The following is a 25847-nucleotide window of genomic DNA, read 5'->3' on the forward strand; positions in this document are numbered from 1 at the left end:
CAATTGCAGGCGCAGGATCTCTTTGTTTCCGAGCTGAGCGAAGCAAAGCTGTGTCCGGCGCGCGCTCTGGCTGGCGCCGACGGCTTACTCCGGAACTACAAGCGGTCTTCACCCGCCAGATGGCCGTGCTGTTGGAGGCTGAGCTTCCGGTTGATGCCGCCCTGGAAGCGGTGCGGGCGGGTGGCCATCCGGCTTTGGATGCGGTGGCGGCTGAGGCCCGGGCCGCGCTGCTGGACGGTGCGCCATTGTCCGCCGCGCTGGAGGGGTCCGGGGCTGGGTTTGGGCCCTATTATCTTGCGGCGTTGCGGGCAGGTGAAGGCGCCGGGGAGCTTTCAGCGGTGTGTTCAGAATTGGCCACATATCTGGAAGAACAGGACAGCGGGCGGGCGCAAATCGTCACGGCCCTGATTTATCCAGGTTTTGTGGCGGCGGTTTCGCTGCTGGTCTGCGGTATCTTAATGGTCAACGTGGCGCCCGAGATTGTGTCGATGTTTGAAATGACGGGCCGTCCGTTGCCGCCGCTGACCCAGGCGGTGATGGGGCTGTCGGACTGGATCGGGCGCCAGGCGCTGGTGTTGATCCTGCTGTCAGGCGCGGGAGTTCTGCTGCTTTTGGCGGTGCCACGTGTGACGGTGCTGCGTAGCCTGCGAGACCGGCTGGTGCTGCGTTTGCCGATACTGGGACCTTTGCGGCGGCAGGCGGAGGCGGTGCAGTATATGCGCACGCTGGCCCTGGTGCTGGGATCACGACATGCGGTGCTGAGTGCAGTGGACAGCGCTGCTGAGGTCCTCTCGGTTGCCAGTTTCCGGAACCAGGCCGAGACGGTCTCGGCGGCGGTGCGCCAGGGTGAAAGCCTGGCCCGGGCGCTTGAACGGTTGTCTTTCCTGCCGCCGGTTGCGCGCCAGCTGATTGGCGCCGGCGAGATTTCGGTCCGGTTGGCGCCCATGACCAAACGGGCGGCTGTTCTCACCGAGCAGGGGCTGTCAGCCCGTCGCAAACGCATTGCGGCGCTGCTTGAGCCAATGCTGATGATTCTGGTCGGTGTCCTGGTGCTGGTGATTGTGCTGGCCGTCTTGCTGCCAATCTTTGACCTGCAGGCAGCGGTGACGATCTAGGGACCTGCTGCTATTCTGGAAAGGCCAAGAGCTCTGCGGCTTCACCGTCCCGGCTGACCCAGAGACCGGCCTTATCGATCCGCATCACCGTGAGGCCGCCGTCCAGCACATCCCTGGCCGCACCAGGTGCTCACCAGTTGGATGTGAGACCATGGCCCAGGCCGTGCCGCCTGTCTGAACCACCCCATTCAGCGCATAGCCAAAGCTTTGTAGCGGGCGAACGGGTGGCTTTGGCGGTTGTGGTTCTGCGGCGGGAGTGGGGGGTTGCGGTTTGGGCGGCTGTTTCTCTCCAAACAGCGCCGACCAGCGGCGGTTTGGTCGGGGCTGCGGTTCTGCAACGCGGTCTGAGGCCGCCGGAGCTGCGTAGACTACGGCAGGGGCGGCGGGTGCACGCATCTCCAGCCACAGCTGCTGTCCTGCCCAAAGGGCAGCCGTCAGCGCAGGGAGCGTGCATATCACTGCAATCAAACGCATGGGTGTGTTCCTTGCAGAGCTTAGAAATGGATATGACCCAGTTTGCCATAGCAGTCTGGGCTTCGTAAGGGCAAAATTTCAACTGTGGCTTGCCCGACCGGTAGAACGGCCCTGCGGTTTGACCGCAGGGCCGGCTTTGCGCGTCAGTTTTGTGAGGCTCAGACTGATATCGGGTGTTTTCGTGTCCTGTGGGGCCCAGTTGACAGTTTACCGTCTTTGGATCTGAGATCCCAATCCAGAAAAGTAGACGCGCAGGGGGGCGCGTGTTAAATTCACAGCAGCACTTATCCTTCGATTGAGCAGATATAATTAGCGGGCCTTCTAAATGAGCCCCTCAGCAGGCAGAAAGATCATATGATGAGGACAGTTATTTTTGCCAAGGTTAGCCTTGCCGCTGTAGCATTGGTGGTCTTGGGCAGCTGCAGTGACAGTGTGACCGGGGCGACTAGCTTTCAGTCTCGCTATGGGGTGGCCCGCACTGCACTGGAAAGCGGCAACTACGACAAGGCCAGGCGAGCCTATACCCGGTTGCTGCAGGAAGAGGCCGGACCGCTGACCCCTCGGTTGCAGTTAGAATATGCGCATACGGAATTGCGCAGTGGTAATTTTCAGCAGGCTGCCAGCCTGGCCGCCGGTTTGGTTGCCAGTCAGAAAGACGAGGCGCGCGCCGCCGCGCTTTCGGTACAGGGAACTGCGCAACATGAATTGGGGCTGCGCCTCTTGAGTGAAGGTAAGACCGCTGAAGGGAAAGCTCAGCTGCAAGCCGCCAGTGCTGCTTTTTCTGAGGTTCTGAAACAGTATTCCAGCCTGGACCCATTGGGCTCTATGGCGGGACGCAGAGCCAGTATTGAGGCCAGGTTAAAAACCCTATAGCTGCAAAATAGCCTGTATTAGACCCTATTATGGGTCTGATGCCGGGGACAGGGTCAGCCATACATTGACCTGATTGGGAGCGTCTGTGGCCTCAAAGCGAAACCCTTTGAACCGATACCCCCAGTCGGGATGCGTGGTCGAGAGCCAATTGGCCAACCGGGCGAAATCAGCGCGCTCAAAGCGCATTTCTACTGTGCCGCCGGTGCCAGAGCGCAGTTCACCCAAAGAGGACCCCAGACCTGCAGCCCTCAGCCCGCTTTCCAACCCGCTCAGCCCAATGGCGCTGGCGGGTGCGGCAGAAAGGTCGGGCTGCTGCAGATTGATTTTTTCCACGGTCTGATCGGCGACCCAGACCAGCAGAGCCTGCGCCTCGGCCTCGGTGGCCTGTGCCTGCAGACGGTGATCATGCAAAGGCACCAGAACCGTCAGAAAAATCCCCAGAGGCAACACCGCAAAGACCAGGGCGGCCACCAGCAGCCGTTCGCGGCGGCTGAGGCGCAAAAGCAGAGAGATCAGGCCAGTGTTCATTCTGTGTCCTCGGCCTGTGTTGCGATGGTGAATTCGGCGCGTACCCCATCGGAATCGCTGGCGGTGCCAGATTCTGTCAACCGGGCGTCCAGGCCCTCTGCGGCAAAGGCTGCGGCAAGCCGTTCGGCTGCGGCAAAATCCGGGAGACGCAGGATCACTGAGAGGCCCTGTCCCTCTCGATAGGTTAGCATTTCGGGTTTGGCGTCCGCCGCAGTGATGATGGCGCCGGCGCGCCGGGCCAGCTCCAGTGGGCTGGTCTGATGGGTGCTGGAGCCATTGGCACGCTGCAGCTCGGCCAGTACGCGGCTGACTTGCAGGCGGGGATCCAGCACTGGACCGCCCTGGGTGAAGTGCTGTTGCACCAGTTCCTGGGTCTTCGCTCTCAAGGCCTGGGTATGGGTCTCACTGCGCTGAATGGCAATCTGCTGGGCTGCCGCCCAAAGTGCTGCTGCCAGCGCCGCCGCCAAGAGTGGCCAGCGCCAAGGCAGGACACGCCGTGCCATCTGTACCTGCGATGCGATGGGATTTTTGCGCAGATCACATGCCAGCTCACCATGGGCGAGAACGCGCGGGACTATTTTCAATGCCTCAGCGTCAAAAAGCGTCTCTAATATTGGGATATTTCGTGATTCTGCCAGCGCTCTGATGGCCGGACCCACCTCGTTCATCACCAGTATAGCCCGCGGTGGTGGGCCGCTGTCCAAGGCTTGCTCCAAGAGCAGGGGGGTCAGTGTGAGATGCGCACTGAAACCGTCACTTGGACCAAGGCGGGCTTGGACACGGTCCTCGGCGGTACAGGCCAGGGTCCAGAGATCGGTGGCAGTGGGGAGGGACAAATAGTCTGGTAGGACCGCGCGCCCTGAAAGGGTACTGAGGCTTTCGAGCCAGGCCGGATCTGCGGTGAAGACCCGGGTCCAGTTTTGGTGTTCGCCTTAGGGTGTCCCTGTATCGTAGGCACAAAGGGGCGCAGGGCCGGGGCAAAGCCCAGCCGGTCCGCCAGCTGACGACGGGCCACTTTTTCGCGGATACCGCTGCGCAGTGAGGCCGGCAAATCAAGGCTGTAGAGTGGTACCATCTCGCCAGGCACCAGCACCACTTGATGCGACGCGGCCAGGGGCCCGCCCAAAAGTATGAAGTCTGGTGCAGCCTTGGAGGGCCGGCTGGTGGGGGCTGCGGACATCGGGGCAGGGCTCCAGTTGCGGGGTGGTATCGCTGCAGAATGCGCAGGGACGCTGGCAAGTGCAATCCGTTGGCGGACAGGATCTGTTGTGTCTGCAGGTTTTACCCGAGAACTCAAGGCCATGCGCTGCGGCGCCAGGCAATCGTGATGCGTCGGGGCAACCCTTTCCGTTGAAATATCGTGACCCGCTGCGCTTTGCGATCCCCCAGGGTGGTGGTCGCCTCAGCCCGGAACCAGTTTGAAGAGACCGCGAACAGATCGGGGGACAGCTGCGGCGCGGAATCCGTTGGGTCGTCGGTCTCCTCGGTGTCTTCTTCAATCCCGACAGCTGAGAGAAAGGCTGCAGAGGAGTCAAAGGGCTGTCGTTGCCGGGTGGACAGCAGACGAATGAGAACGGCGGGGGGCAAATGTGGCAGGAAAGCTGCCAGCACCTCTTTGGATGCAGTGTTCACATTGAGGGCGCTGTCCCCTGGCAGGGCCGCCAAAAACGGAGACAACCGCTGAAATGAGCGATCCGAAAGCTGTGGAATGGCCCGCAGCTGCTCCAGACTGAGAATGGCCCCCCCGACCGGATCCAGAGGCGGGTCTAACCGGATCCAGGGCCCCTGGTTTTCTGGCCCTCCCGGGCGCAGGAAAGAGCGGATTGCCGCGCCCGTCCGGGCGGGGATGGCCAGCCGCGTCAACAGGCGGTCAAACGCCTGATGGGCGATGATATGTTCGGGGTCGGCCAACCAATTCACGTTGAAACGCCCCTGCAGACCGGTGATCTGGCCGCTGACAGAGCCGCGGGCCAATGGCAAAACCGGCAACGGTTTTGCCCAGGATTCTCCAAGATGGTCGATGCTGTTGGTGTCGGCAGTGAGCTGCGCCATGGCAAAGGCATCAAAGGCATCCAACCCCATGGCCAGCTGATCCGCATCCTGGCCCGCCTGCAACCGCGCCCGCCCGATTTCAGACCGGGTCAACAAAAAGACTGCCACCGCAGAGAGCGCGGCCACGAGAATGAGGGCATTGATCAGGACAAAGCCTCTGTCCGGGCTCATTTTAGGGTCTCCACAAGGGAAAGGCGGCCAAAATTACGGGTTTCCAAGATCAGTTCCAACGCCAGAGGGACTGTGCTTGAATAAATTTCAGGCGCGGGGCCACTGTGATCGCCATCAGATGCGTGGCCGGTATCAGGAGTGGGCTGCAGGGTGGTTGGTGCGACACCATCAACCCAACCCTGCGTCTCCCAGTAACTGCGCAGACGGAGCCCGGTCACACCTTCAAGCACTGGCATGGCCGGGTTTTGCGCAGAGGCACGCGCGGGTGTCAGCGCGGGCCAGATGCGCCGGCTGAGCCGCTCGTTCTGGAGCTGCCACTCGATGCGGTGCAGGCCAGCGCTGCCGTGATCCGTCAGCCTGGATTGCCCACTGACCGAAAGCGCCAGCACCCCGTTCCGGAACCGGACAGCCGATTGCGGTGGGGCGCGTTCTGGGGGGTAAAACAACATGGGAACCACGGCCGAAAGATCCGCGCGCAACAGGCTGACGGTGCGGTCAAGCTCGGCGGCCCGTTCACTGCGCTGGATCAGATCTTCGCGCATGCGGATCATACCACTCAGGGCCTGCACACCCAGAACGGCCACCAGGGCGAAAATGGCCATAGCGGCGACCAGCTCAAGGAGGCTGAGGCCATGATCCTGCTGCGATAGTTTCACCGTCGCACCCCGGGCGGCAGATAAACCACCAGCATCGCCGCTTCACCAGATACGGCGCGCGCGGTGATCCTGCTGAGCAACAGCCCGCCTGCGGTGGTTTCAGAGTGGGTTTCAATGGAAATGGGCTGACCCGCCAGGGTAACCTGACCGGGGAGCGCGTGGCCAGGACCGTAAAGCTGCAGTTCCTCGGCGCGATTGCGGGCGGCCAGCCGGGCCAGAATCCGGGGCATCTCGCTGCCGATGCTCAGGCGTGACTGATCAGTGGCCCGCAGCGCTGCCATGCTGCCGATGGCCAGCACCAGGATGGCCACGGCAAGCTCGACCAGTGTCAGCCCGGAGGTGCGCGCTTGCGGGGTCAATTGCTCTGGCATGTCAGGCCTGTCCATCCATCGCTTTCGCAGCGGCCACCAGAACCAAAGTTGATATGAAACGCGCTGGTTTGTCCGGTGGCGAGAAGGATGATTTCGGGAGTGTCAGACGCGGCTGCGCGGTCCGAGGGTACCAGATGCACGGGGCCTTGCCAGCGTTGCAGTTGGGTAGAGAATTGCCAACCGTCTTTGAGTTTTTCAGCCCGGCGCAGTCCCTGTAGGGACAGCGCGAGCCCCAGACTTTGGTGCCCCGTGATTGCCCGCTGGCGGGTTGACGAAAACTGGATCTGAAACAGGGCCATATCGCGGTCCGACGGGGCAGCCCCGCGCGGGAGGGACAGGACAGCTGCAATTGCAAGCACGGCAAGAATGGCGAGGCTGACCAACAGTTCAATCAGCGTAAAACCCGCATCCGAGTGGATAGGCTGTGTCTCTAATTTAAGGCCCAAGAACCTATGTCCGCCTCTGTACCGGTGCCGCCGACCACTCCGTTGGCGCCATAGCTGAAAATGTCGAACTCGCCATGAACCCCAGGTGAAAGATACAGATAAGGTTGACCCCAGGGATCCACCGGCAACCGGTCCATATACCCGTTTTCAGCCCAGTTGGCGGGCACTGGATCGCCGCTCGGCCGGGTGACCAGCGCCAGGAGGCCCTGCTCAGTTGTGGGGTATCGATAGTTGTCGAGCCGGTAGAGTTTCACCGCACTGGAGATGGCAGCAATATCAGATTGCGCGCGCACCGCGCGGGCCTGATCCGGGCGATCGATGACGCGGGGCACGATCACCAATGCAAGCACGGAAAGGATGACCACGACCACCATCAGCTCCAACAGGGAAAAGCCTGCATCTCGGCGGGGCGGGCAGCAGCCGGGCTGGGCGCTGGGATGCGTCATGGGAGGGACTCTTTCATTTGTCTGGTCACATGGTAGAGGGGGACCTCTGTCTTTTGATCTTTAACCGATCCGGGTAGGAGTCCGAAAGGGGGAAGACAGAGGAGTGCGGCTTATGCAGACAGGTTTTGGACACAGAGTAGAACCTACATGAGTACAGATCTGCTGTTTGTGCTTTTGCTGGCTCCGGCTATTGGCTCCTTTCTTGGGGTCCTGGTCGACCGGCTGACCCGGGGAGGACGTGATTCGGCGCCGCTCTGCCTGCCGCAACTGCAAGACGGTGCTGGCGCCCCGCGACCTTATTCCAATCGTCTCTTTGCTCTGGTGCGCGGCCACTGTCGCCATTGCGCTGCGCCGATTCCGGCCTGGTTGCTCTATATTGAGATCCTGGCCACAGGGGCGGCGGTGCTGGCGGTGGCAGCCGGGGACGGTTGCCACTGTGCTGCTGTCCTGTCTGCTCCTGTGGCTCCTGATTGGTCTGGCGGTGGCGGACCTGTTGTGGTTCCGGTTGCCGGACGGGCTGACCCTGGCTCTGTTTTTGACTGTTTTGATTGGAGCCTGGCAGGCGGACACTTTGACGCTGACCCTCTGGGGCGCGCTGTTGGGGGCGGCAGTTTTGGGGGCTGCGGGTGGGCTACAGGCTTTGCGTGGTCGCCAGGGGCTGGGGTTTGGAGATGTCAAACTGATGGTGGGGCTCGGCGGTTTTTCTGGCCCCTATGATCTTCCCCTGATGGTGCTGTTGGCGGCGCTTTCGGGGTTGGGCGCGGCGCTGGTCCTGGCATGGCGGGGCGGGGACGTCAGGTCGTTGGGTCAACGCGCGTTACCTTTGGCACAGCGCTCTGTGCAGCAGCAGCAGTGCTTTGGCTTCTGCGTGCCGCCGGGGTGATGGTCCCAGTGGGCCGTTGGGTTTGATCTTGCCGCAGGTGGGTCGTAAGATCGCGCCGCAGGTTCCAGAAGATGAGATATTATGACACTTTCAAAACCACTTTTCCACTTATGGCTCTTCTGGCGTTGTCGCCCATCTGGCCTTCTGCTCCTTGGGCACAGGAGGCGGGTGCGGAAACAGCGACCGCCCTGCCAGAGATGGCAGATATCGAACAGGCCTGGGCGCAGGGAAATTTTGTTTTGCCCGGCAGGGTTAAAACGCCGTGCCGAAGAAACCGGGGCGGCCCTGGCACAGTACCGCTATGGGCGGGTCTTGCTGGAAGGTCGCGGTGGACCCACAGATCGTGAGGCGGCCCGGCTCTGGTTAGAGAAGGCGGCGGCGCAGACCCATGTGGAGGCCTCGGTGCTGCTGGCCAGGATTTATCTCAGCGCCCCGAGGGAGATCCCGTCAGCCAGCCCGCCCGCGCGGCGCGGCTGTTCAAATCTGCGGCGGCGCGGGGCAACAGTGAGGCGCAATATTATCTGGGTCTGCTGTATCGCAGTGGTGTTAGGGGTAACAGCGCATCCAGAGGAAGCGTTTACCTGGCTGCTGGCGGCTTCGGAGAACGGTCATATAGAGGCACAATTTGAGCTGAGCCGGGCCTATGCACGCGGGAAGGCATCGCGGAGGATGCCAAACAGGCGCTGCGCTGGATGCAGGAAGCCGCTGATGCAGGCCATGGTGAGGCGCAGTTCTTTTGGCCTATGCGCTGGACCGCGGACAGGGGTAGAACAGAACCGAAGGGCGGCCGTTGACTGGTTGCTGCGCTCGGCCGAAACCGGCTTTGGTCAGGCGCAATTGGCACTGGGGCGCAAATATCTGACAGGAGACGGAGTCGCGGCCCGTCCCGCCGAGGCGCAGCGCTGGCTGGAAGCGGCGGCGGCGCAGGGCAGCGGCGGCGGCCACCGTGCTGGGGACCGCCTTGCGCGGCGCCCATGGGGTTCCTGCTGACCCGGCGCTGGCGGTGCGTTGGCTAAAGGCAGCCTCCGATGCAGGGGTGGCTGAGGCCAGTTTTACGTTAGGACAGATACGCGAAGCGGGAGACGCCGCTGCACCAGACCTTCAGGACGCGGTGGTGCTGTACCGGCTGGCAGTGGACCAAGGCAGCGCGGTGGCAGAGCAGCATCTGGGCAGTTTGGCGGCGACCGGCGCGCTCGACGGGCTGTTGGCGCCGCACCGTGCCATACCCTGGGTCGTGGCTGCGGCCGAGGCTGGAAATCCGGCCGCCGCGGATTGGTTATCGCAGCAGGCCGCTGCCGGTCTACGTCCGGCCCAGACGGCCTTTGGCCTTTGGTTGCTGACGCAGGAAGACAGGTCCGGAGAGATTTCGGTCCAGGCCGCTGACCAGTTTCAAGCGGCCGCTGAAACCGGCGATGTGGAGGCCCAACACAATCTTGGACGTCTTTATATTCAGGGTCAGGGTGTGGACCAGGACTATGTCATGGCCCACAAATGGTTCAACATCGCGGCCGCAGGCGGTCACCGGGATGCGCTGAAGATGCGCGGCGTGGTGGCTGATTTGATGACACCGGAGCAGGTCGCAAAAGCGCAGACCGCGGCAAGAGGGTTTGTTGAGCGCCCGCCTGCGGCGTTGTCAGAAGAGACCTCCGAAGGAATTTCACAGTGACCTCGTCTCTGAGCTGGCGCCTGGCTTTCTGTTTTACCCTTTGGCTGTCGCAGCCCCTGTCATTGCAGGCGCAGGAAACGCTTGCCGATTGGCGGGACGTACCTGTTGCGCAGCTTGAACAGGGGGCCCAGAACGGGGTGGCTGATGCGCAATACGCCCTGGGACTGCGGCTGGAAAAGGGCCGTGGCCTGCTGCAGAATTTTGCCCTTGCCGCGACATGGTTCACGCGGGCGGCCGATCAGGGACATGCGGCGGCGCAACACCGGTTGGGCCAGTATTATTTTGATGGCATAGGGTGGAGACAAACGCACAGGCCGCTTTGAACTGGCTGCGCAAGGCAGCGCAGGCCGGAGATGCGACGTATCTCTATGATCTGGCGCGCGTGCTGGAAACACAGCCCGAGGGGAAACCTCTGGCGGCTGATCTGTATCAACAGGCTGCGGATCTGGGGCATCAGGAGGCGGCGGTAAGCCTGGCTGTGCTGTATCAAAACGGCACTGGGGTGGCTCAAGATTTTGCCAGGGCATTGCAGCTTTATGAGGGGCCGGCGGCGGGGCAGGCGCGGGCGCAGAACAATCTGGGACTGCTCTACGTGCGTGGAAATGGCGTGCAGCAGGATTATGTCCGGGCTGCCGCGCTGTTTCAGGCTGCTGCAGATCAAGGATTGGCGTTGGCCATGGGCAATCTGGCCACCATGTATGAGAATGGATTTGGCGTGCCGCTGGATGAGGCGCTGGCTGTCGAATTGCATCAGCTTGCCGCGCGAAAAAACAGCGCCAAGACTGGCAACCTGCACCCAGGGTGGGTCTTTGATACCCGTCTGGCGCCTCCGGACAGCAGCGCCGAGGCGCTAGAGCGCCTGCGTCAAGGGGTCACGCGCGGGGATCCTCTGGCCGGCTTTTTGCTGGGCTGGCACCATCTGCAGAAAACGGAAACCTCACAGGAAGAATTTCGCCAGGCGGCGCGGCTTTGCGGTCCTCGGCAGAGGCAGGGTACCCGCCAGCCATGGCCAATCTGGGCCTTATGTATTTTGAAGGTCGGGCGCTGCCACAGGACTATGTTCTTGGATATATGTGGCTGGTGCTGGCCGCCAGTGCCGGGCAGCCCGAAGCCCCGGAACTGGCGGTTGTACTTTCCGCACGGATGACCCAGAGCCAGCTTGTTGAAGCGCAAGAGCTGGCCGTCATAAAGGGCGGCGATCAATTGGCGAACAGATAACCCACTTGGGAAACCGGGCTGGATCAGAAATCCAGCCGGACCCCGTGCTGGATTGATACTGCATCGCTGGCGGAGACCGAAAGCTGGGTCACCACCGCACCGCGATCATTGAAAAAGCGGCGTTCCCGGTGGAAATCGACACTTAACCGGTCGGTCTCGTCGATATGTTCATAGTCGATCTCGAAGCTGTAGCCGACCCCGGTATGTGGATCGAAGACCGAGCGGCTGAAGGCAATTCCCAGACCGCAGTCCACACCGCTCTCATTCGATGAGCTTTCGCAGGCAAAGCGTGGCGCCAGTGCTGTCTGGATCTGGCGCGCGAATGGGTTGCCCCTCCGGGTTGGCGAGATTGGAAAACTCCAGCTCGGCAAAATGCGACCGCCAGTGGTATTGGGAATATCGATGCTCCCGGTGTCGGTCTGTCCCAGTTGGGTGGCCGTGACATCCGCATCCGAGGCCACCGCATAGGCCAGATCGATGCCTGCTCTGGGTCGCAGCATGAAAGTCTCAAACGCATGCTCGCCCGAGAGCGCCACGCCACCAAAGGCGGCCAGATAATCATAACTGCCCTCTGTCGAGATCACGGCTGGTGTCGCATCAAAGCTGAGCTTGTAGCGGTGATGCCCCAATGCGCCAGCGGCGTAGTAATCAATGAACAATCCTTCGCCCAGCTGATGCGCCCCGTAGATGCCGCCATTCACGCCCAGCCCGTTGATTGAGCCATCAGCCAGATCGGTTACATTGGTGCGGCTGACATAGCCGCCCCAGAACCGGCCCTGCAAATGGGTTTCGGACAGCAGGCGCTCGCGCTGATGAGAGAACTGGAACAGAGCCTGGGTGCCGATATTCTCGGTGTGGGTGATACTGAACGCTCCGGCGAGGATCTCGCGGCTGCCAGTGTTGCAATCATAGACATCATAGCCAAAGGTGCCGTCGCTCTGGCCCGTGCCATCCTGGATATTGACCGATCCATCGACATCCAGCGGTGCCACTGTTCCGCAGCCAAGACCGTCTTGGCCAGCCTGCAGGCGCGACAGGGCGCCTTTGGAAATGCCGCTGAAATAACGCTGCTGGGTCCGGATGGTTTCTTCGAGATCGTTTTCCAGAATTTCGCTCAGCGGTTCACGGATCTGATCAACCAGGTCATCAGCGATTGCCACCTGTGCCAGTGCCAAGGCAAAGCCGTCGAAATTGGTATCCGTGGAACTCACCGTCACAGTCGGCTGACAGCTGTGGGTGCCTTCAACAACCTCGTCATCGATTGCGGTGATGGTGAGGGTCTGAGCGCTGCTGTAATTGCCCGCGCCAAAGGTCAGCGTTGCGGGGAGACGCTACATTGCGCATCACCGGCAAAGGCCAGTTGCACATCCTGTGTCGGCTGGCCCAGCAGAACAAAGGACATGGCAGCGGTATCAGTGCCATTTTCCGAAGCGGTCAGATCGTCATTGGTCACGGAGACCACGGCAAAATCGTCATCGGTGATCGTGCTGCTGCGGGTCAGGTCCGATGTGGTGGTCGACAGGGTAACGCCGGGTGCACCGGAGGTAACCGCAGTCAGGGTCAGGGTCAGGGTTTCACTGCCTTCGATCAGCCCGTCTTCCAGCACCGTCAATTCGATCGTGGCAGAGGTGTCGCCCGCCACAACCGTGACGCTGCCTGTGGGTGTCACGAAATCCGTGCCCGAGGTGGCGCTGCCGCCCAGACTGTAGCTGATCACGGTATCCTGAGACGAGCTCGGGCTCAGGCTCACGGTAAAGCCGACGCTATCGGTGCTGCCGCCATTGGCTTCGGCGCCGTTATCATTGGCACTCAGCGTGACCACGGCAGAGCATTGGGTCATTGGAATGTTATTGGCCAGCACATTGGGGTCGCCACCTCGATGACGAAACTGTCGTAGAACGCCGGGTTGGCGCTGAGGGAGGTATCTGCCAGCACACCGGTGCTGCCCACTTCGGTAGAGCCAAGCACAGCTGGGTTGGCGGGCAGTAACGAGGTCACGTCCAGACTGCCAGAGGACAGCCGGGCGGTGCTTGCCACGCCGGTGCTTGGGTAGCTGTAAGACACGCTGTAGTTGCCGGGCACGAGGGCAAACCACTGGTATTCTCCGGTCGAGCCATCGCGCAGGATATTAATGTTATTCGAGATCCCAACGCTGCTGTTGGAGCCGCTGGGGCCGGTGACGGTAATGCCGCCGCCGGACAGGATGCGGCCGTCATCCTCGCAGTAGAAGTAGCCCTGAGGGTCATAATCGGCCGAATCCACAATCCCGTCACCATCGCGGTCGGCGGTGCTGCTTTCCAAATTGTCGGGAATGCCGTCGCCATCCGCATCAGGATCCGGATTGGGATCGGGTGTGCCGGTCAGGTCGGCGATGACCTCGATCTCGTTGCTGACGAGGTTGCCGTTGCCGGTGCTGTCCTGGGCACTGCCTGCAGGCAGCGAGAGTGTCACGGTGCCATCATGATCTGGCGTTATTGTGACACTGTAGCTGGTGCCGCTGCCGGTGAGGTCTGAGGCGGTGCCATTGTCAATGATCAATGCGCTTGCGGCCAGTCCGGTCACCGCTTCGCCGAAGGTCAGATCAACGGTGAAGGGATCGCTCTGCGCATCTGTCGGGCCGCTCAGCGTGACTGTGGGTGCGTCAGTATTCTTGGTGGTGGTATCCGTGGCTGCGGTTCCAGCCTGGTTTGCGCTGTCGGTCAGAACCACCGAAAGTGTCAGCGTGCCATCGCCCAGCCCGGACAGGTCAATGCCGGTGATCTGATCCGTTGCGCTGGCAATGGTGCCACTGCCGGTGACATCGCTGCCGCCGCCGTCCGAGGAGATCGTATAGGCATAGCTGGTGCCGGTCTCGGCACTGGCGAAGGTGAAGCTGGCAGCACTCTCGTTGCTGTTGTTGACCGGATCCTGATCAAAGCTGGCACTATAGCCTGTGGGTGGGTTGAGATCATGGCTCAGCGTGGTGCTGATCTGAACCACCGGGTTTCCCGCCCCATCGGCGGCATCTGCCGTGACGGTCAAGCTGCCTTCGGCAAGGCTGCTGAGATCCAGCACCAGGCTCCAGGCATCGCTGGCCGCTGTGGTGCTGCCCGAAACCGTAGCCGAGGCGCTGTCGGTGACGGTAACGCTGACAGTCTCGCCATCGGGCACGCCGGAAGATGTGCCCGAAATGGTGACTGTTGCACTTTCTGCGGCAGAGACAATATCGTCTCCGGCCAGCGGGCTGTCAAAGGCCAGAGAGGGCGTATTGGTATTCTTTGAGAAACTGGCGCTGACCTGCGGCGCCGAGGAGCCCGAGGCATCAGCAGCATCAGCGGTCACAGTGAGGGCGCCGTCGGCAAGGCTGCTGAGATCCAGCGCCAGGCTCCAGGCATCACTGGCCACTGTGGCGCTGCCCGAAACTGTGGCCGAGGCACTGTCGGTGACGGTGACGCTGACAGTCTCGCCATCTTCGATCTGTGTGGTACTGCCAGAGAAGGTGACTGCAGGGGCCTCGGCCGAATTGACCACGTCATCAGAGGCAATCGGGCTGTCCAGGCTCAGGCCCGGCACTTTCAGAGTGGCAGTTGCGGTGCCGGAGTTGCCAAGGGAAGAGGTGAGATCTCCGCTGGTGTTGACCAGGCTGCCAGTTGTCGCGGCGGTGACATCTGCAGAGACGGTACAGCTGGCACCAATGGCTGTACTGCCGCCTGTGTAGCTGATGCTGGCGGCGCCTGCGGTTGCGGTCAATGTGCCGCCGGTGCAGGTGGTGCTGGCATTGGCGGGGCTGGCCACGGTCAACCCTGTGGGCAGGTTATCGGTGAAGTCCAGGCTACTGGCCTCCATCAAGGCAGCACTGTTGTCGATGGTGAAGGTCAGCGGGGTGCTGCCGCCCTGGGCGATGCTGTCATCGGAAAAGGCTTTTGCAAAGCCTGGGACCGGTGCAGCACTGACGCTTAAGGTGGCGGTTGCGGTGCCGGAATTGCCAAGGAAAGAGGTGAGATCCCCGCTGGTGTTGACCAGAGTTCCGCTGCTGGTGGCGCGCACATCTGCAGAGACAGTACAGCTGGCGGCAGCGGCACTGCCGCCTGTGTAGCTGATGCTGGCGGTGCCTGTGGTTGCGGTCAATGTGCCGCCGGTGCAGGTGGTGCTGGCATTGGCGGGGCTGGCCACGGTCAACCCTGCGGGCAGGTTATCGGTGAAATCCAGGCTGCTGGCCGCAACGCTGGCGGCACTGTTGTCCAGAGTGAAGGTGAGCGTGGAGACATCCCCCTGCACGATGGAAGAACTGGCAAAATCCTTGGAAAATCCAGGCGCTGGCTCAATGGTCAGCGTGGCGCTGGCAGCGCTAGCGGCGAATTCCCCATTTTCGGTCAGGGTGCTGGTGGCGCCAGGGTAGCCGCCCGTGGTGGCCCCAGCGGGAACGGCAACTGTCAGCACGATATTACAGCTGTCTCCGGGGGCCAGCGTGCCATCCTCCAGGAGGATTTCACTGGTGCCGGACACGGTTGAGCCGGTGCCGCAAAGGTTACTGCCAGTGCCGCCAGTGACGCTAAACCCGGTGAGAGCCGCATCCAGATCATCGCTAAAGCGCAGGCCAGAGAGGGTGGTGCTGCCGTCATTGTTGGTGATTACATAGGTCAGCGTGGTGCTGCCGCCCGCGCCAAGAACGGGGTCAGAGAAGCTTTTGCTGAAGCTGGGCAATTCGAAGGAGGTGACCGTGAAAGCCGCAGAGACGGCAGGACCAGTGATCGCGAGACCGCTGGCAGTGCCGGTTACACCGCTGGTGGTGCCAGAATAGATGCTGGCACTGGCGCCGCCCGGGACTTGCTGGGTCACGCTGATGGTACAGCTGGCGCTGGCGGCCAGGGTGCCCCGAGAAACTGAGCGTTGAGGTTCCCGAGAGGAGCCGCCGCCGCAGGTGGAAATGATTGGCGTGTCGGTGGCCACCAGGCCAGAAAGCTGGGTATCCAGATTATCCGTAAAGGCCAGCGCGCTGAGCGCCTGTATGCTGCTGAGGTTGGTCAGCACATAATCCACGGTCACCGTGTCACCAGGAGCCAGGGTATCATCGCTATAGGATTTGCTCAGTTCTACCTGTGCAGAATTTACAGAAAAACTGGCGCCGACAGCAGGCAGGACCACCGCATTGCCATCCACTGTTGCGTTGATGCTGGAGGTGACGCTGCTGTAACTGCCATCCGCAGCTCCGACTGGCACCAGCAATGGCACATCAAAGCTGCAGCTGTCGCCCGCCGCAATGTCCAGGGACGCGAAAATACCAAAGGTGGTGCCCGAGGCTGTGCTTGACCCGCCGCAGAAACCGCCTGCGGGCATAGAGGTGGCGGCCAGACTACCTAAGGCGGAGGAGTAGCTTTCGGTAAAGACGGAGACCGCATAAGCGAAGGTCGGATCCGGGTTGGTCAGCGTATAGGTTAGGGTGACGGCCTCGCCAGGCAGGGCCTCGGCAGGAGAGAAACTCTTGGTCAGTTGCAGCGGTTCTGCTGTGAGAATTTGCAGGTCATCGCTGGCGGCAGAGACCACCAGGGATTCACCGCCGGCCGTGCCGGTGAGCGTCGAGGTGGTATTGGTATAGGTGCCATTGGTCAGGCTGCCCGGAAGCGTAACGGTCACATCGATTGTACAGCTGGCATCGGGGGCCAGAGAGCCGCCACTGTAGGTCAGGAGTGTATCGCCAGCCGATAGCACCGGGCTGCCACCGCAGTTGTCGCTGTTGGTGCTGAAGGTCGCCCCCGCAAGAAAGCTGCTCAGATCATCGGTGAAGGTGAGGCCGGTGGCTGTACTGGGGGATTCTGGGGCACTGGTCAGGAGGAAGGTGAGCGTGGTGCTTTGACCCGCGCCAAGGACCGTCTCAGTGAATTCTTTGGCAAAGCTGAGATTGGCACCGCCCTCGATCTGTAGTGTATCGCTTGCGCCAGAGGCGATGACGGTATTGCCGCTCACCGTGGCTGTCACGTCCCCACTGGTCGAGACATAGTCTGCCGGCGCCACATCACTGTCGATATCCAGCGTCACATTAAAGCTACAGCTGTCGCTGGCCGCCAGGGTCCCGGCGGTAAGCTCAACGCCAAAGACATCGTCGTCGATGAAGATCAACGCCACACTACTGCTCACCCCACAGGGATCGGTGCCGGGCACGGTATTGATCGAAATGCCCGTACTGCCCGTAATCGCGGAAATATTGTCGATAAAGGTCATATCGCTGAGGATCTGGCCGGGATTGGGATTGCTGAGCTCATAGCGCAGAGTGACAGTGCCACTTGGCGCCACCGGATCATCGGTGAAGCTTTGCTGAAAACGGGGGTTGGGCATCAAGACCCAGAACCCGCAGCGTGGTGCTGGCGGTATCCCCAGTATACGGGGTGCTGCCAATCAGTCCGGTCACTGCCGTGGTGGTATTGGTATGGGTCCCATCGGCAGCGCCTGCTGGCAGGTCGACTTCAATGGAAATGGTGCAGCTGGCCCCGTTGGCCGCCAGACTGCCGCCTGAGAAATCAAATGTGTCGGTGCCTGTCCCGACCACCGTGCCGCCGCAGGAATTGCTGTTGAGGCTTGCAAAGACGGTACCGGATAGGAAGCTGGTATCCAGAAGATCACTGAAGGCAATGCTGGTGGCGCTGTCGTCACGGCTGGTATTGGTCAGGGTAAAGTCCAGTGTCACAGTCGATCCGGCATTCGCCTGGACGACATCAAAGGCCTTAATCAGGTCGATGCCATCGACCGGACCGGGGTTAACCGTTAGATCGGCCGAGGCGGTGTCCTGAGAAATGAGGGTGCTAAAGGCATCCCGAATGATGAGATCATTCTCCACATCATAGCTGTCCTGGGTCACGCCCTGAACCTGCACGGTGATGGTACAGGTGGTGGTGCCGCCAGTGGTGATTGTACCCCCGGTAAAGTCCAGTTCTCCCGCGTCGCGGTCAACCGTCAGGGTGCCTGTGCAACTGTTGGTGGTGGTTGTCGGGTCGGGGAACTGCAAACCAGCCGGCAGGGTTTCGGTGAAACTGGGCACGCGCCAATCTGAAATGCCGGGGCTGCCGGGCAAAACGATGTCAAAGGTATAGGTCAGTGTGCTGACGCTGCCGGGGTCGACTGCCGCAGGGCTAAAGGATTTGTTGTAGTTGCTGCCGCTGGCTGCGGTAACGGTCAGAATATCCGTGGCGCTGCCACTATTCCCTTGATCAGAGGTCAGGTCACCGCTGGTAAAGGTATGGGCTGCCACTGTGGTGGAGGTGACAGGCAGCGTGATAACACAGCTTTGGCTGGCGCCCAGGCGTCCGGCGCTTAAAGACAGGCTGGCACTGCCGCTTGTGGCGGTGAATACGCCGTCGCAGCTGTTGCTCTGGCTACCGCTGGCAATGGTGACGCCGGTGGGCAGGGTGGCAGAAAAGGCCAGGGTTTCTGCTGGATTGCCTGCAATCTCGGTGATGGTGAATGTCAGAGATGAATTATTGCCTGCAGAGATCGAATCCGGAGAAAACAGGGCCGTGAAGCTGGGTGCGCCCTGGGCAAAGGCAACGCCAGGCAGCAGCAGAAACAGGAAGGCAGAGAAGTTGCGCAAAATACGCTGCAGAACAAGTGTCATGATGTCCCCGAAAAATTCATCTTTTTAATTTTGGTGGTGTTTGACCAGAATGATCAGGCACCCAACTTATACGTTACAAAGAAGGTGCCGTCGCGGCAATGATTGGATTTTCAAATAGACACACTTTTGGTTAGTCTTTTAAAACTGTCTCAATTTGGCCTGCATTCTGGGTCGCCCGCACACCGGAGAGAGGAATCATCGCCTATTCTGGGCGCGGGTGTCGGGTGATCCGATAAAGCTGTCCCGCAGACAGAGGGCCTTTCAGTTGGGTTTGCACGCCATCGGGCCAGAGAATTTGCAAACCGGCGGCGTGTTGCGCGCCCGCCAAACCAAAATGAGCCCGCGGTGCATCAAAACTCATGAATCCGCCGCCCAATTGCAGCTCGCGCATCTGCGCGCTGCCATCTGCGTTCAGCAGGGTGATCCGGGCGCCAATACCCGCGCGGTTGCCGGTCAGATCCTCCAGCTCCACGACCAGTCTCGAGCCTTGGGCTGTGTTGCGAAACAGCGCCAGCGGTCCGTTGACCGGATGGGTCACCAAATCAAGATCTCCATCCCCATCCAGGTCGAACTGCGCCGCAGTCGCGGTCATCAGAAAATCCTCTAGCCCGGCCGCATCCGAGGCCTCGGCGAAACCACCCTCACCGTTGTTTTGAAAAACAGATTGGAAGGTGAAACCTCGTTGGGGACCCAGGTGCCATTGACGATATAGACGTCCTGCCAGCCATCCAGGTCAAAATCCGCCACTTTGGTATCCCAACTCCAGCCGCCGACTTCGAGGCCGCGCGTCGTCGCGGTATCGCCGTAAGATGCCCCTGCCATTCCAAGAGCACATTAGAGCGCAGGATCTGGCGGTGGCTGACGGCAATCTCTGCGGGCAGAGGCTGGCGGGTGGGTTTGAAATGTAAGTCGCAATAGGCCTGCGGCACCCATTGGTCTTTGGGAATCAGAGCACAGAGCGAGGGGTCGCGTCTTTGAATTGCCAAATCCTTGATCAGCATCGCCTTGCACTCTGCCTGATAGCGCCCCGACATCTGCTGGCACCGCCCGGCATAAGAGGGATCAAAGCGGTTGCCGGATTTATACCAGCGCTTGATCGCCATATTCGTTTCGCAGGTCGCTTTGGCTGCTGGATCCTGGATGGTGCTGCAATACTGATCCAGCGATTGCATCTTTAGCCGCTCAGAAACCCCGGAGGAGCGTCCGGCGATCTGCGCCAGGTAGAGCGCGGGGTAGCCTGTATTGAACAAGTCGGCGCTTTTACGGCCATCGTGGTGGTGGTGGTATGGGGATCAGCCCCTCGGGTTCGGTGATCATGCTGAGCCCGCCCTTCCCGTCGCCCCGGTAAAATAGTCGGGGATGTCGAAGTCATTGCCGACGATCAGATCACTCAGCCCGTCCTGGTCAAAATCGGTAAAGAGCAGCGACAGGGTTTCGCCGGGGAGGCCCGGCAGATCGGTGAACCGGGTGCCGTCCAGCTGGCCATCAGGATTGAACAGCAACCGGTTGCGCGATTCCTCTCCGGGAATGCGGCGATACCACCCTGCAGCCCAGTTGCCCAATGCAAGATCCAAAAAACCATCGCGATCCAGGTCCGCAAAACTCAGCGCCATGGCAAGGGGCGTTTGTGGGTTTCCAGCCACCCGGCGCAGGGCCTCAGGGTCAAAGTGCCCGGCATTATTGCGCCACCAGTAATTGCCGCGCAGATAGCTCGCCAGAAAGAGATCCTGCCAGCCATCATTGTCGATATCGACCAGCACGGCGTTAAAGATCGGCGCCCCCTCAAGCGGGGTCAGATCCAGTGGCAGGCGGCTGAAGTTTCCCGCCCCGTCATTGGTATAGAGATAAAGCCCCACTTCCGAGGAGGCCACCGCCAGATCCAGATCACCGTCATTGTCGATGTCGCCGGTGGCCAGACTGCGCCCCTCCCAAAAGGGAGGCCACATGTCGCGCATGGAGAATTCCACCGGCTTATCAATCCCGAAGGTGGTAGCCTCGACCCGGGTGAACAGGGTGTCCGCAGGGGGGGACGGTGATGTCAAAGGTTGGGGGACGACTGTGATCGGGGGCGTATCTGCAGCCGCGGATTGGGGCAGGGTGGCGGCCTGGGCTGCGCCAAAGAACACCCCCTGTGGAGCGGGTGCGCCGAGACCTGGCGCCAGATCCCCCTGCAGCAGGTGCTCCAGTGCCCGCTGGCTTTGCCAGCTGTGATAATAATGCGCAGATATTCCAGCCCCAAAGCCAAGAGTGGCGATCGCTGCGGCCATCAGCGTGGCGGCACGCCAGCCCAGCATTTGATTGATAATCATGGCAGAATAGACCGAGAAACTGCCCAGGGTGAAAAGTGCGGCCATGACATAACCATGGGCCAGCCCAGCGGCGAACAGGGCACCGCAAAGCACCACGTCAAACCCCATGGGCACCGGCAAAAAGAGGGCAATCAGGGTTAGCGCCGTCAAAGCCAGAATACCAAAGCCGAGATCGACAACCAGGTCTTGGGGAAAGAGTGTGGCCACCAGGGCGCCAAGGAGACCAGCCAGCAGCATCATCGGCACCGTGAGGCGGATGATGTACCAAAGATGTGTAAGATAGGTCCGGGCGACCCCAAGGATGGCAGCGATAAAACTCTCGTCGGGCTGCACCGCGGCAAGCGCGGGACTGTTCCAGGCAGGAGACTGGGAGGTCCGTTTCGGCGGCTGCACCTCTGCTTGGATCTTCCCGCCGATGTCCTGTGAAGCGCCAAGTTGAACCTGCGGCAGCCAGCGGCACAGGAGCGGCACCGCGACCAGAATTACAAACAGGCTGAGGCCAAGCTTGGTGACGGCCATATAAAAAGGCATCAGGGAGAACAACATCGACAGCACCACGACATTGAGTGTTGGCGAGGCCACCATGGCGGCCAATGCGGTCTCCGCGCGCATTCCCGCAGCATAGACCCCCCTGCCGATGGGTGCCGCGCAATTGGCGCAGACCCCCAGCGGCGCTCCAATCCCCAGCCCCAGCATGGCATTGGCAAAACCACCCTGAAAACTTTTGCGCGGCAGATAGGCCAACAGCGTCATGAATCCGGCAGCAAAGAGGATACCAAAAGTCATCCCCTGCTGGTTGGTGTGCAGCCAGTTGAGCGTTGAATAGAAAACACGTTGCCAGAGCACCATGTCGGCCTCCAGCGGGAACCATGCCTCAAAGCTCAAGGGGTCCTCAAGCTGAATGGCGCCCGACATGATGGCCTTTTCACTGAGGGCCGGATAGCGCGACCCGGTCCAAAATAAAAGGCCAGCGCGCCAAGGATCAGAAGGGCAAGGAAGACACGTTTAGGATAAGCAGAGATGATCACTGAAGACAAAGCCTTTGCGGACGGGTAGCTGATGACTATGAGCGCGTTTTAAGCTTGGGCTTGTGCTCGCAGTCAGAATAGAGAGCTCGTGCCACTTTGGCCATCATGTCTTTGCCTGGAAACGGCTGAGGCTACCAGTCTTTCCCCGAGATCAGATCAACAGAGCAATGACTTAGAATATGAAGTCACTCACATCGAGATCGGAGAGCTGCACATTTAGCAAGGTGATGCTATCGCCATTGCCCGCGTCAATGACCACATGAGCGCCTGACTGGGACATGTGATTGGCCGCAAGATCCGCGAAATTCAGGATCGTGGCCACCCCGCTCAAATCCAGTTGTTCCGCAGTATCTGAAGCGTCAAAATCCGTCACCTGATCCGCACCAAAACCATCATGGAAAACAAAAACGTCCGCCCCCCCACCACCGGTGAGACTATCGGCCTGGGCGCCGCCGATCAGGGTATCCGCCCCGTCCCCGCCAAAGAGGGTATCAAAGCCGGCGCCGCCAATCAGAGTGTCATTGCCGCTGCCGCCATATAGCCGGTCTTCGTTCTGGGCCCCCTCCAGGCGGTCATTGCCGCTGCCGCCAGACAGGAGATCGTTGCCCCATTCCCCCATGAGCCGGTCAGCCTGGGCGCCGCCATAAAGCGTATCGTTGCCGGTGCCGCCAAACAGCTGGTCGAGGCCAACACCACCGTCCAACCAGTCGTCTCCTGCACCGCCCTCCAGGTGGTCCTCGTTCTGAGCTCCCTCCAGGCGGTCATTGCCATCGCCGCCAGAGAGGAAATCGTTGCCCCATTCCCCAGTTAAGTGGTCAGCCTGGGCGCCGCCATGAAGCGTATCATCGCCAATGCCGCCAAAGAGGGTATCAAAGCCGGCGCCGCCGAACAGGGTGTCATTGCCGCTGCCGCCATATAGCCGGTCTTCGTTCTGGGCCCCATCCAGCTGGTCATTGCCGCTGCCGCCAGAGAGGAGATCGTTGCCCCATTCGCCCATGAGCCGGTCCGACTGGGCGCCGCCGATCAGAGTATCGTTGCCAGTGCCGCCAAACAGCTGGTCGAGGCCAACACCACCGTCCAACCAGTCGTCTCCTGCACCGCCAAACAGGTGGTCCTCGTTCTGAGCCCCCCAAAGCGTGTCGTTGCCATCGCCACCAGAGAGGAGATCGTTGCCCCATTCGCCCATGAGTTGGTCAGCCTGGGCGCCGCCATGAAGCGTATCATCGCCAATGCCACCAAAGAGGGTATCAAAGCCGGCGCCACCGAGCAGAGTGTCATCTCCAACGCCGCCATATAGCCGGTCTTCGTTCTGGGCCCCATCCAGGTGGTCATTGCCGCTGCCGCCAGACAGGAGGTCGTTATCCCGGCCACCGGACAGGCTGTCGGCGCCGTCTTCACCAAAAAGATTATCATGCCCCGCGTCTCCCAGCAGCGTGTCATTGTCAGCGCCGCCAAAAATCGTATCGTTGCCGTCACCGCCCTGGATCAGGTCGTTATTGTAGATCAGTGCCTGGAGGCCCGGCTTGCTGCGGACAACAGGCAAGCCATTGGTGGCTATTGCCGCATCTGCAATGGCCACAACGAGAGGGCCACCGATCTCTCTGACGTCTCTGTCCAATCGGGTTTTCATCTTGAGGTCCTCGACAAAAGCGGGCGATAGTCGCCGGCACAGGTTCCGTTGCGATCCTGCCCTGTGCATTGCCGTGTTTTAGATGGCAGCAGCACTTACTGGGATGAGCTTGACCTCATCTCCTTGCCGCCTTTGGGGGTGGCAGTCTCCGGTATGCCGGGGTTGCCACATTTTAGCCCAAAAGATTAAGCTTTGATTTAAGTCGACCGCGCTAAGGATTTTTTTGCGGTAGCGTGCAATGTACTGGCCGCAAGAGACCCTTTTGGCGGACTTACGCAGACAGGATACGCCCGGCGTCATCAAATGCCACAGCGGGGGTGCTGGCCTGCTTTCCAGCCACTTCAGCGTGAATTTTCTGGGCTTGGCCCAGGGCGTTGAACACTTGCTGCTGAAGCTTGTTCTCAGAGTAATTGAGCATCAGGTGGGTCTGCGCATCAACCGTCATGCGGTAGCGTATTTCAGGATTGTCAGTCAGCATCTGCAGGCCATCTGCCCATTCTTCGGAATGCACCAACAGCCCCGCCCTCGGCTGCGCAGTCATCATAAACCAGCCCCCGCGTGGCCACCGTCGCCATGCCACAGGCCGTATATTCGACCCATTTTGTATTGGCTTTGACCGCATTGAACGGCGTATGGGCCAGCGGGCACAGTCCGATATCCCATTTCCTGTCGGCCAAGGTCTTCAGGAATTCGCCATAATTGTTGACGGAGGGGACGATCTGCACCCTGTCACCAAAGCGGGCCAAGACCTCGGGCACCGGGCTGAGCCCGAACAATTCGAAGATCACTCTGGGATTGCGATCCAGATAGACCTCCAGCGCAGGCAGGACAAACTGGAGGTCATGCATATGGCTTGAAGTGCCCATATAGCCAACCCGCTGCACGCCTCCCATGGTTGCGGGCCGCAGCACCCGGCGGCACAGTAAATGCCACCGCAGAAGATCGGGCTGCGGGTGCCAAGGGTTTTCAGTCGGCGGTACATCCCCGGCGTGGAAGCATAAACCATGGTGGCCTGATCCAGCAACTGCCGCACGCATTGCAGCCGTTCCCTGCTGTTGTGCATGCGCCATTTGCTTTCCCCCAGTTCGCGGGGCACATTCAGCAAATCGTCGTCGATGTGATAGACGACTGGTATCATGCGCTTTTTGCCGGCCATGAGAATACGGTTCGCATGCGGGCCGCTATACCGGCAGCACAGGATCAGATCAGGCGCAAAGGCCCTGATCCTTTGATCCAGCCAGTCTCCGGCCGTTTTGGAAAAGCGCTTTGCCCCAAAATGCTGCGTCATCTCTGCTTCGGTGATGATGTCATACTGCATCTTGCCCTGATCAAACCAGGGCTGCAGCGGTTTGAGGAAAGAGAGTTGAAGGGTGGCAATCGTGTCATTGGCAATGAACAGGATGCGCTGTGGCGCTGCAGGCGGTAGGCTCCCGGCCTTCGCCGGAACGGCAGGAGACGGGGCTGGGGCCGGAACCTGTGCGGCGGGGCGGAACTGTGCCAGCGCATTGCGCAGCAGGGCGGTAAAGCGGCGGTAAATCTCATTGGGGTCCATCAAAACCCCCTGCCGCTCCAGGAAAGCATTTTGGCGTGCCACCAAGGCCGCGTGGTTGTGGCGGCACTCTTGCGCAAAGTTGAGCCAGTCGTCCACGGCGCTGATCTGTGCCAACCCGGCATAGTTTCCGATATCCATGATGCCGTCGGGATCCCGCCAAACCCCGACGGGCAGTCCAGCAAGCACCATGTCGAAGACAACCGTGGACGGGGCTGAAATGCCGTATCCGTACCCTGGCAGATTGACGTCGTAGATCGGCAGATTGTTCAGCGCAACATTCTCTGGCAGGGCGATATTGTTCTTCAGAACATATTGCCCGCCCGGATGCGGTCGCAGCGTAACCCCCTCGCCCGTGGGCTGGCGGCGGCAAAAATCAAAGAAGGTCTCCATAAAGGAGGCCTTGTGATCGCCAGTGGCCTGCAAGCGTGCGGAATGCATGTTCTCGCAGACCAGCGCTTGTGTCAGAGGCGGGTGGTCAGGATGGGTGCGGCGCCGTTGCAGCAGTGTTGGCGGGCCAGTCACAATGATTTTGGCGCGTTCAGATGCCCGCGTGGCAGAGAGGCGGTGTGGGGCAAGCCAGGAACAGACAACATCGGCATTGAAACCCACATCACGACCATGGCGGATATTATGTTCCCGGCTTTGCCGGAAGCCCACGCATTCCAGCCCGTGCTGGAGGGTCACCTTGAGAAAGGACGAGGGGTCGCCCGCATGATGGCGCTGGTTTCACGGTGTTCCGGCAAATCAGATTCGCTGGCCGAGATCAAAATGCCGCCACCGCCTTGCAGGGCAGTCAAACATCCGCGGATTCGCTGATGAGATGGATCTCCGCACCGGTATCGCG

27 protein-coding genes and 2 pseudogenes are annotated in these 25847 nt (G+C 60.7%); 9 read left to right on the forward strand and 20 right to left on the reverse strand.

All coding sequences use genetic code 11. From position 1 onward, the window contains the following. Positions 1–50 precede the first annotated feature (50 nt). Positions 51–1115: a type II secretion system F family protein gene (locus EBB79_RS21850; RefSeq protein ID WP_238705107.1), complete on the forward strand. Its 1065-nt coding sequence runs from the start codon at positions 51–53 to the stop codon at positions 1113–1115. An 84-nt stretch (positions 1116–1199) separates the two neighbouring features. Here the strand turns inward: EBB79_RS21850 and EBB79_RS21855 are convergent, their stop codons facing one another. Beyond that, complete coding sequence (locus EBB79_RS21855; RefSeq protein ID WP_127751166.1) at positions 1200–1589, reverse strand: hypothetical protein; 390 nt, start codon at positions 1587–1589, stop codon at positions 1200–1202. Positions 1590–1946: 357 nt separating this feature from the next. Between EBB79_RS21855 and EBB79_RS21860 the strand changes: the two genes are divergently transcribed. Next, positions 1947–2462 (forward strand): tetratricopeptide repeat protein, encoded by a 516-nt coding sequence (locus EBB79_RS21860; protein ID WP_238705108.1) that lies wholly within the window; start codon positions 1947–1949, stop codon positions 2460–2462. Positions 2463–2489: 27 nt separating this feature from the next. Here EBB79_RS21860 and gspM read toward each other — a convergent pair whose 3' ends face one another. From gspM to gspG, 8 genes are all read right to left on the reverse strand, one after another. Further along, positions 2490–2990, reverse strand: coding sequence for a type II secretion system protein GspM (gene gspM, locus EBB79_RS21865; protein WP_127751168.1), 501 nt, complete (start codon positions 2988–2990; stop codon positions 2490–2492). Next, a complete protein-coding gene (gene gspL, locus EBB79_RS21870; RefSeq protein ID WP_238705109.1) occupies positions 2987–3826 on the reverse strand; it encodes a type II secretion system protein GspL in 840 nt (279 codons plus the stop codon). The genes gspM and gspL overlap by 4 nt, the downstream gene beginning before the upstream one ends. After that, entirely contained in the window at positions 3718–4170 is a 453-nt protein-coding gene (locus tag EBB79_RS21875) for a hypothetical protein (RefSeq protein WP_127751170.1), read from the reverse strand. The genes gspL and EBB79_RS21875 overlap by 109 nt, the downstream gene beginning before the upstream one ends. A gap of 113 nt (positions 4171–4283) precedes the next feature. Further along, entirely contained in the window at positions 4284–5213 is a 930-nt protein-coding gene (gene gspK, locus EBB79_RS21880; RefSeq protein WP_127751171.1) for a type II secretion system minor pseudopilin GspK, read from the reverse strand. Further along, positions 5210–5869, reverse strand: a complete 660-nt coding sequence (locus tag EBB79_RS21885) for a type II secretion system protein GspJ (protein WP_127751113.1) — start codon at positions 5867–5869, stop codon at positions 5210–5212. The genes gspK and EBB79_RS21885 overlap by 4 nt, the downstream gene beginning before the upstream one ends. Next, positions 5866–6240 carry a prepilin-type N-terminal cleavage/methylation domain-containing protein gene (locus EBB79_RS21890; protein WP_164860881.1) on the reverse strand — a complete coding sequence of 125 codons (375 nt, stop codon included), beginning with the start codon at positions 6238–6240 and terminating at the stop codon, positions 5866–5868. The genes EBB79_RS21885 and EBB79_RS21890 overlap by 4 nt, the downstream gene beginning before the upstream one ends. Next, on the reverse strand, positions 6225–6686 hold the full coding sequence (locus tag EBB79_RS21895) for a prepilin-type N-terminal cleavage/methylation domain-containing protein (RefSeq protein ID WP_127751173.1): 462 nt from the start codon (positions 6684–6686) through the stop codon (positions 6225–6227). The genes EBB79_RS21890 and EBB79_RS21895 overlap by 16 nt, the downstream gene beginning before the upstream one ends. After that, complete coding sequence (gene gspG / locus EBB79_RS21900) at positions 6671–7132, reverse strand: type II secretion system major pseudopilin GspG (RefSeq protein WP_127751116.1); 462 nt, start codon at positions 7130–7132, stop codon at positions 6671–6673. The genes EBB79_RS21895 and gspG overlap by 16 nt, the downstream gene beginning before the upstream one ends. 238 nt (positions 7133–7370) lie before the next feature. On the opposite strand from gspG, the pseudogene EBB79_RS25735 reads away from it, so the two are divergent. The 7 genes and pseudogenes from EBB79_RS25735 to EBB79_RS25745 all read left to right on the forward strand — a co-directional run. Further along, a pseudogene (locus EBB79_RS25735) lies at positions 7371–7445 on the forward strand (prepilin peptidase); the annotation flags it as partial. A gap of 63 nt (positions 7446–7508) precedes the next feature. Beyond that, positions 7509–8015 carry a prepilin peptidase gene (locus tag EBB79_RS21905; RefSeq protein ID WP_164860861.1) on the forward strand — a complete coding sequence of 169 codons (507 nt, stop codon included), beginning with the start codon at positions 7509–7511 and terminating at the stop codon, positions 8013–8015. A 234-nt stretch (positions 8016–8249) separates the two neighbouring features. Beyond that, a complete protein-coding gene (locus tag EBB79_RS21910; protein WP_164860882.1) occupies positions 8250–9005 on the forward strand; it encodes a tetratricopeptide repeat protein in 756 nt (251 codons plus the stop codon). Further along, a complete protein-coding gene (locus EBB79_RS21915) occupies positions 8977–9681 on the forward strand; it encodes a tetratricopeptide repeat protein (RefSeq protein WP_164860883.1) in 705 nt (234 codons plus the stop codon). The genes EBB79_RS21910 and EBB79_RS21915 overlap by 29 nt, the downstream gene beginning before the upstream one ends. Further along, the gene (locus tag EBB79_RS21920; protein ID WP_127751175.1) at positions 9678–10004 is read left to right on the forward strand and encodes a tetratricopeptide repeat protein; all 327 of its coding nucleotides are present in this window, start codon (positions 9678–9680) and stop codon (positions 10002–10004) included. Before EBB79_RS21915 ends, EBB79_RS21920 begins: the two co-directional genes overlap by 4 nt. A gap of 59 nt (positions 10005–10063) precedes the next feature. Further along, a pseudogene (locus tag EBB79_RS25740) lies at positions 10064–10441 on the forward strand (tetratricopeptide repeat protein); the annotation flags it as partial. 263 nt (positions 10442–10704) lie between these two features. Further along, the gene (locus tag EBB79_RS25745) at positions 10705–10899 is read left to right on the forward strand and encodes a hypothetical protein (protein WP_164860884.1); all 195 of its coding nucleotides are present in this window, start codon (positions 10705–10707) and stop codon (positions 10897–10899) included. 23 nt (positions 10900–10922) lie between these two features. Here the strand turns inward: EBB79_RS25745 and EBB79_RS21935 are convergent, their stop codons facing one another. The 11 genes from EBB79_RS21935 to EBB79_RS21975 form a co-directional block, all read right to left on the reverse strand. Beyond that, positions 10923–12110, reverse strand: coding sequence for a hypothetical protein (locus EBB79_RS21935; protein WP_127751178.1), 1188 nt, complete (start codon positions 12108–12110; stop codon positions 10923–10925). 101 nt (positions 12111–12211) lie between these two features. Then, positions 12212–12739 carry a Calx-beta domain-containing protein gene (locus tag EBB79_RS21940; protein ID WP_127751121.1) on the reverse strand — a complete coding sequence of 176 codons (528 nt, stop codon included), beginning with the start codon at positions 12737–12739 and terminating at the stop codon, positions 12212–12214. Next, the gene (locus EBB79_RS21945) at positions 12736–17211 is read right to left on the reverse strand and encodes a beta strand repeat-containing protein (protein ID WP_127751179.1); all 4476 of its coding nucleotides are present in this window, start codon (positions 17209–17211) and stop codon (positions 12736–12738) included. Before EBB79_RS21945 ends, EBB79_RS21940 begins: the two co-directional genes overlap by 4 nt. Beyond that, on the reverse strand, positions 17174–18484 hold the full coding sequence (locus tag EBB79_RS21950) for a DUF7933 domain-containing protein (protein ID WP_127751180.1): 1311 nt from the start codon (positions 18482–18484) through the stop codon (positions 17174–17176). The genes EBB79_RS21945 and EBB79_RS21950 overlap by 38 nt, the downstream gene beginning before the upstream one ends. Before the next feature lie 202 nt (positions 18485–18686). Beyond that, complete coding sequence (locus EBB79_RS25040; RefSeq protein ID WP_238705110.1) at positions 18687–19076, reverse strand: ASPIC/UnbV domain-containing protein; 390 nt, start codon at positions 19074–19076, stop codon at positions 18687–18689. 49 nt (positions 19077–19125) lie between these two features. Then, entirely contained in the window at positions 19126–19734 is a 609-nt protein-coding gene (locus EBB79_RS25045) for a hypothetical protein (RefSeq protein ID WP_238705111.1), read from the reverse strand. A 63-nt stretch (positions 19735–19797) separates the two neighbouring features. Then, complete coding sequence (locus EBB79_RS25050; protein ID WP_238705112.1) at positions 19798–21708, reverse strand: FG-GAP-like repeat-containing protein; 1911 nt, start codon at positions 21706–21708, stop codon at positions 19798–19800. Positions 21709–21993: 285 nt separating this feature from the next. Then, positions 21994–23451, reverse strand: a complete 1458-nt coding sequence (locus EBB79_RS21960) for a calcium-binding protein (RefSeq protein WP_164860885.1) — start codon at positions 23449–23451, stop codon at positions 21994–21996. A 271-nt stretch (positions 23452–23722) separates the two neighbouring features. Then, positions 23723–23929: a hypothetical protein gene (locus tag EBB79_RS21965; protein WP_164860886.1), complete on the reverse strand. Its 207-nt coding sequence runs from the start codon at positions 23927–23929 to the stop codon at positions 23723–23725. Beyond that, the gene (locus tag EBB79_RS21970) at positions 23919–24299 is read right to left on the reverse strand and encodes a glycosyltransferase family protein (RefSeq protein WP_127751183.1); all 381 of its coding nucleotides are present in this window, start codon (positions 24297–24299) and stop codon (positions 23919–23921) included. The genes EBB79_RS21965 and EBB79_RS21970 overlap by 11 nt, the downstream gene beginning before the upstream one ends. After that, complete coding sequence (locus EBB79_RS21975) at positions 24236–25660, reverse strand: hypothetical protein (RefSeq protein ID WP_127751184.1); 1425 nt, start codon at positions 25658–25660, stop codon at positions 24236–24238. Before EBB79_RS21975 ends, EBB79_RS21970 begins: the two co-directional genes overlap by 64 nt. Positions 25661–25847: the final 187 nt, after the last annotated feature.

Origin of the sequence: Parasedimentitalea marina, assembly GCF_004006175.1 — a bacterium.
GTDB classification, from domain to species: Bacteria; Pseudomonadota; Alphaproteobacteria; order Rhodobacterales; family Rhodobacteraceae; genus Parasedimentitalea; species Parasedimentitalea marina.

Coding starts and splice junctions, on each gene's coding strand:
- EBB79_RS21855 (WP_127751166.1), bottom strand. CDS start 1,589: ATGCGTTTGATTGCAGTGATATGCACGCTCCCTGCGCTGACGGCTGCC.
- EBB79_RS21860 (WP_238705108.1), top strand. CDS start 1,947: ATGAGGACAGTTATTTTTGCCAAGGTTAGCCTTGCCGCTGTAGCATTG.
- gspM (WP_127751168.1), bottom strand. CDS start 2,990: ATGAACACTGGCCTGATCTCTCTGCTTTTGCGCCTCAGCCGCCGCGAA.
- EBB79_RS21875 (WP_127751170.1), bottom strand. CDS start 4,170: ATGTCCGCAGCCCCCACCAGCCGGCCCTCCAAGGCTGCACCAGACTTC.
- gspK (WP_127751171.1), bottom strand. CDS start 5,213: ATGAGCCCGGACAGAGGCTTTGTCCTGATCAATGCCCTCATTCTCGTG.
- EBB79_RS21890 (WP_164860881.1), bottom strand. CDS start 6,240: ATGCCAGAGCAATTGACCCCGCAAGCGCGCACCTCCGGGCTGACACTG.
- gspG (WP_127751116.1), bottom strand. CDS start 7,132: ATGACGCATCCCAGCGCCCAGCCCGGCTGCTGCCCGCCCCGCCGAGAT.
- EBB79_RS25745 (WP_164860884.1), top strand. CDS start 10,705: ATGTATTTTGAAGGTCGGGCGCTGCCACAGGACTATGTTCTTGGATAT.
- EBB79_RS21940 (WP_127751121.1), bottom strand. CDS start 12,739: ATGACCCAATGCTCTGCCGTGGTCACGCTGAGTGCCAATGATAACGGC.
- EBB79_RS21945 (WP_127751179.1), bottom strand. CDS start 17,211: ATGCCCAACCCCCGTTTTCAGCAAAGCTTCACCGATGATCCGGTGGCG.
- EBB79_RS21950 (WP_127751180.1), bottom strand. CDS start 18,484: ATGACACTTGTTCTGCAGCGTATTTTGCGCAACTTCTCTGCCTTCCTG.
- EBB79_RS25040 (WP_238705110.1), bottom strand. CDS start 19,076: ATGACCGCGACTGCGGCGCAGTTCGACCTGGATGGGGATGGAGATCTT.
- EBB79_RS25050 (WP_238705112.1), bottom strand. CDS start 21,708: ATGTCGGGCGCCATTCAGCTTGAGGACCCCTTGAGCTTTGAGGCATGG.
- EBB79_RS21960 (WP_164860885.1), bottom strand. CDS start 23,451: ATGAAAACCCGATTGGACAGAGACGTCAGAGAGATCGGTGGCCCTCTC.
- EBB79_RS21965 (WP_164860886.1), bottom strand. CDS start 23,929: ATGCTGACTGACAATCCTGAAATACGCTACCGCATGACGGTTGATGCG.
- EBB79_RS21970 (WP_127751183.1), bottom strand. CDS start 24,299: ATGCATGACCTCCAGTTTGTCCTGCCTGCGCTGGAGGTCTATCTGGAT.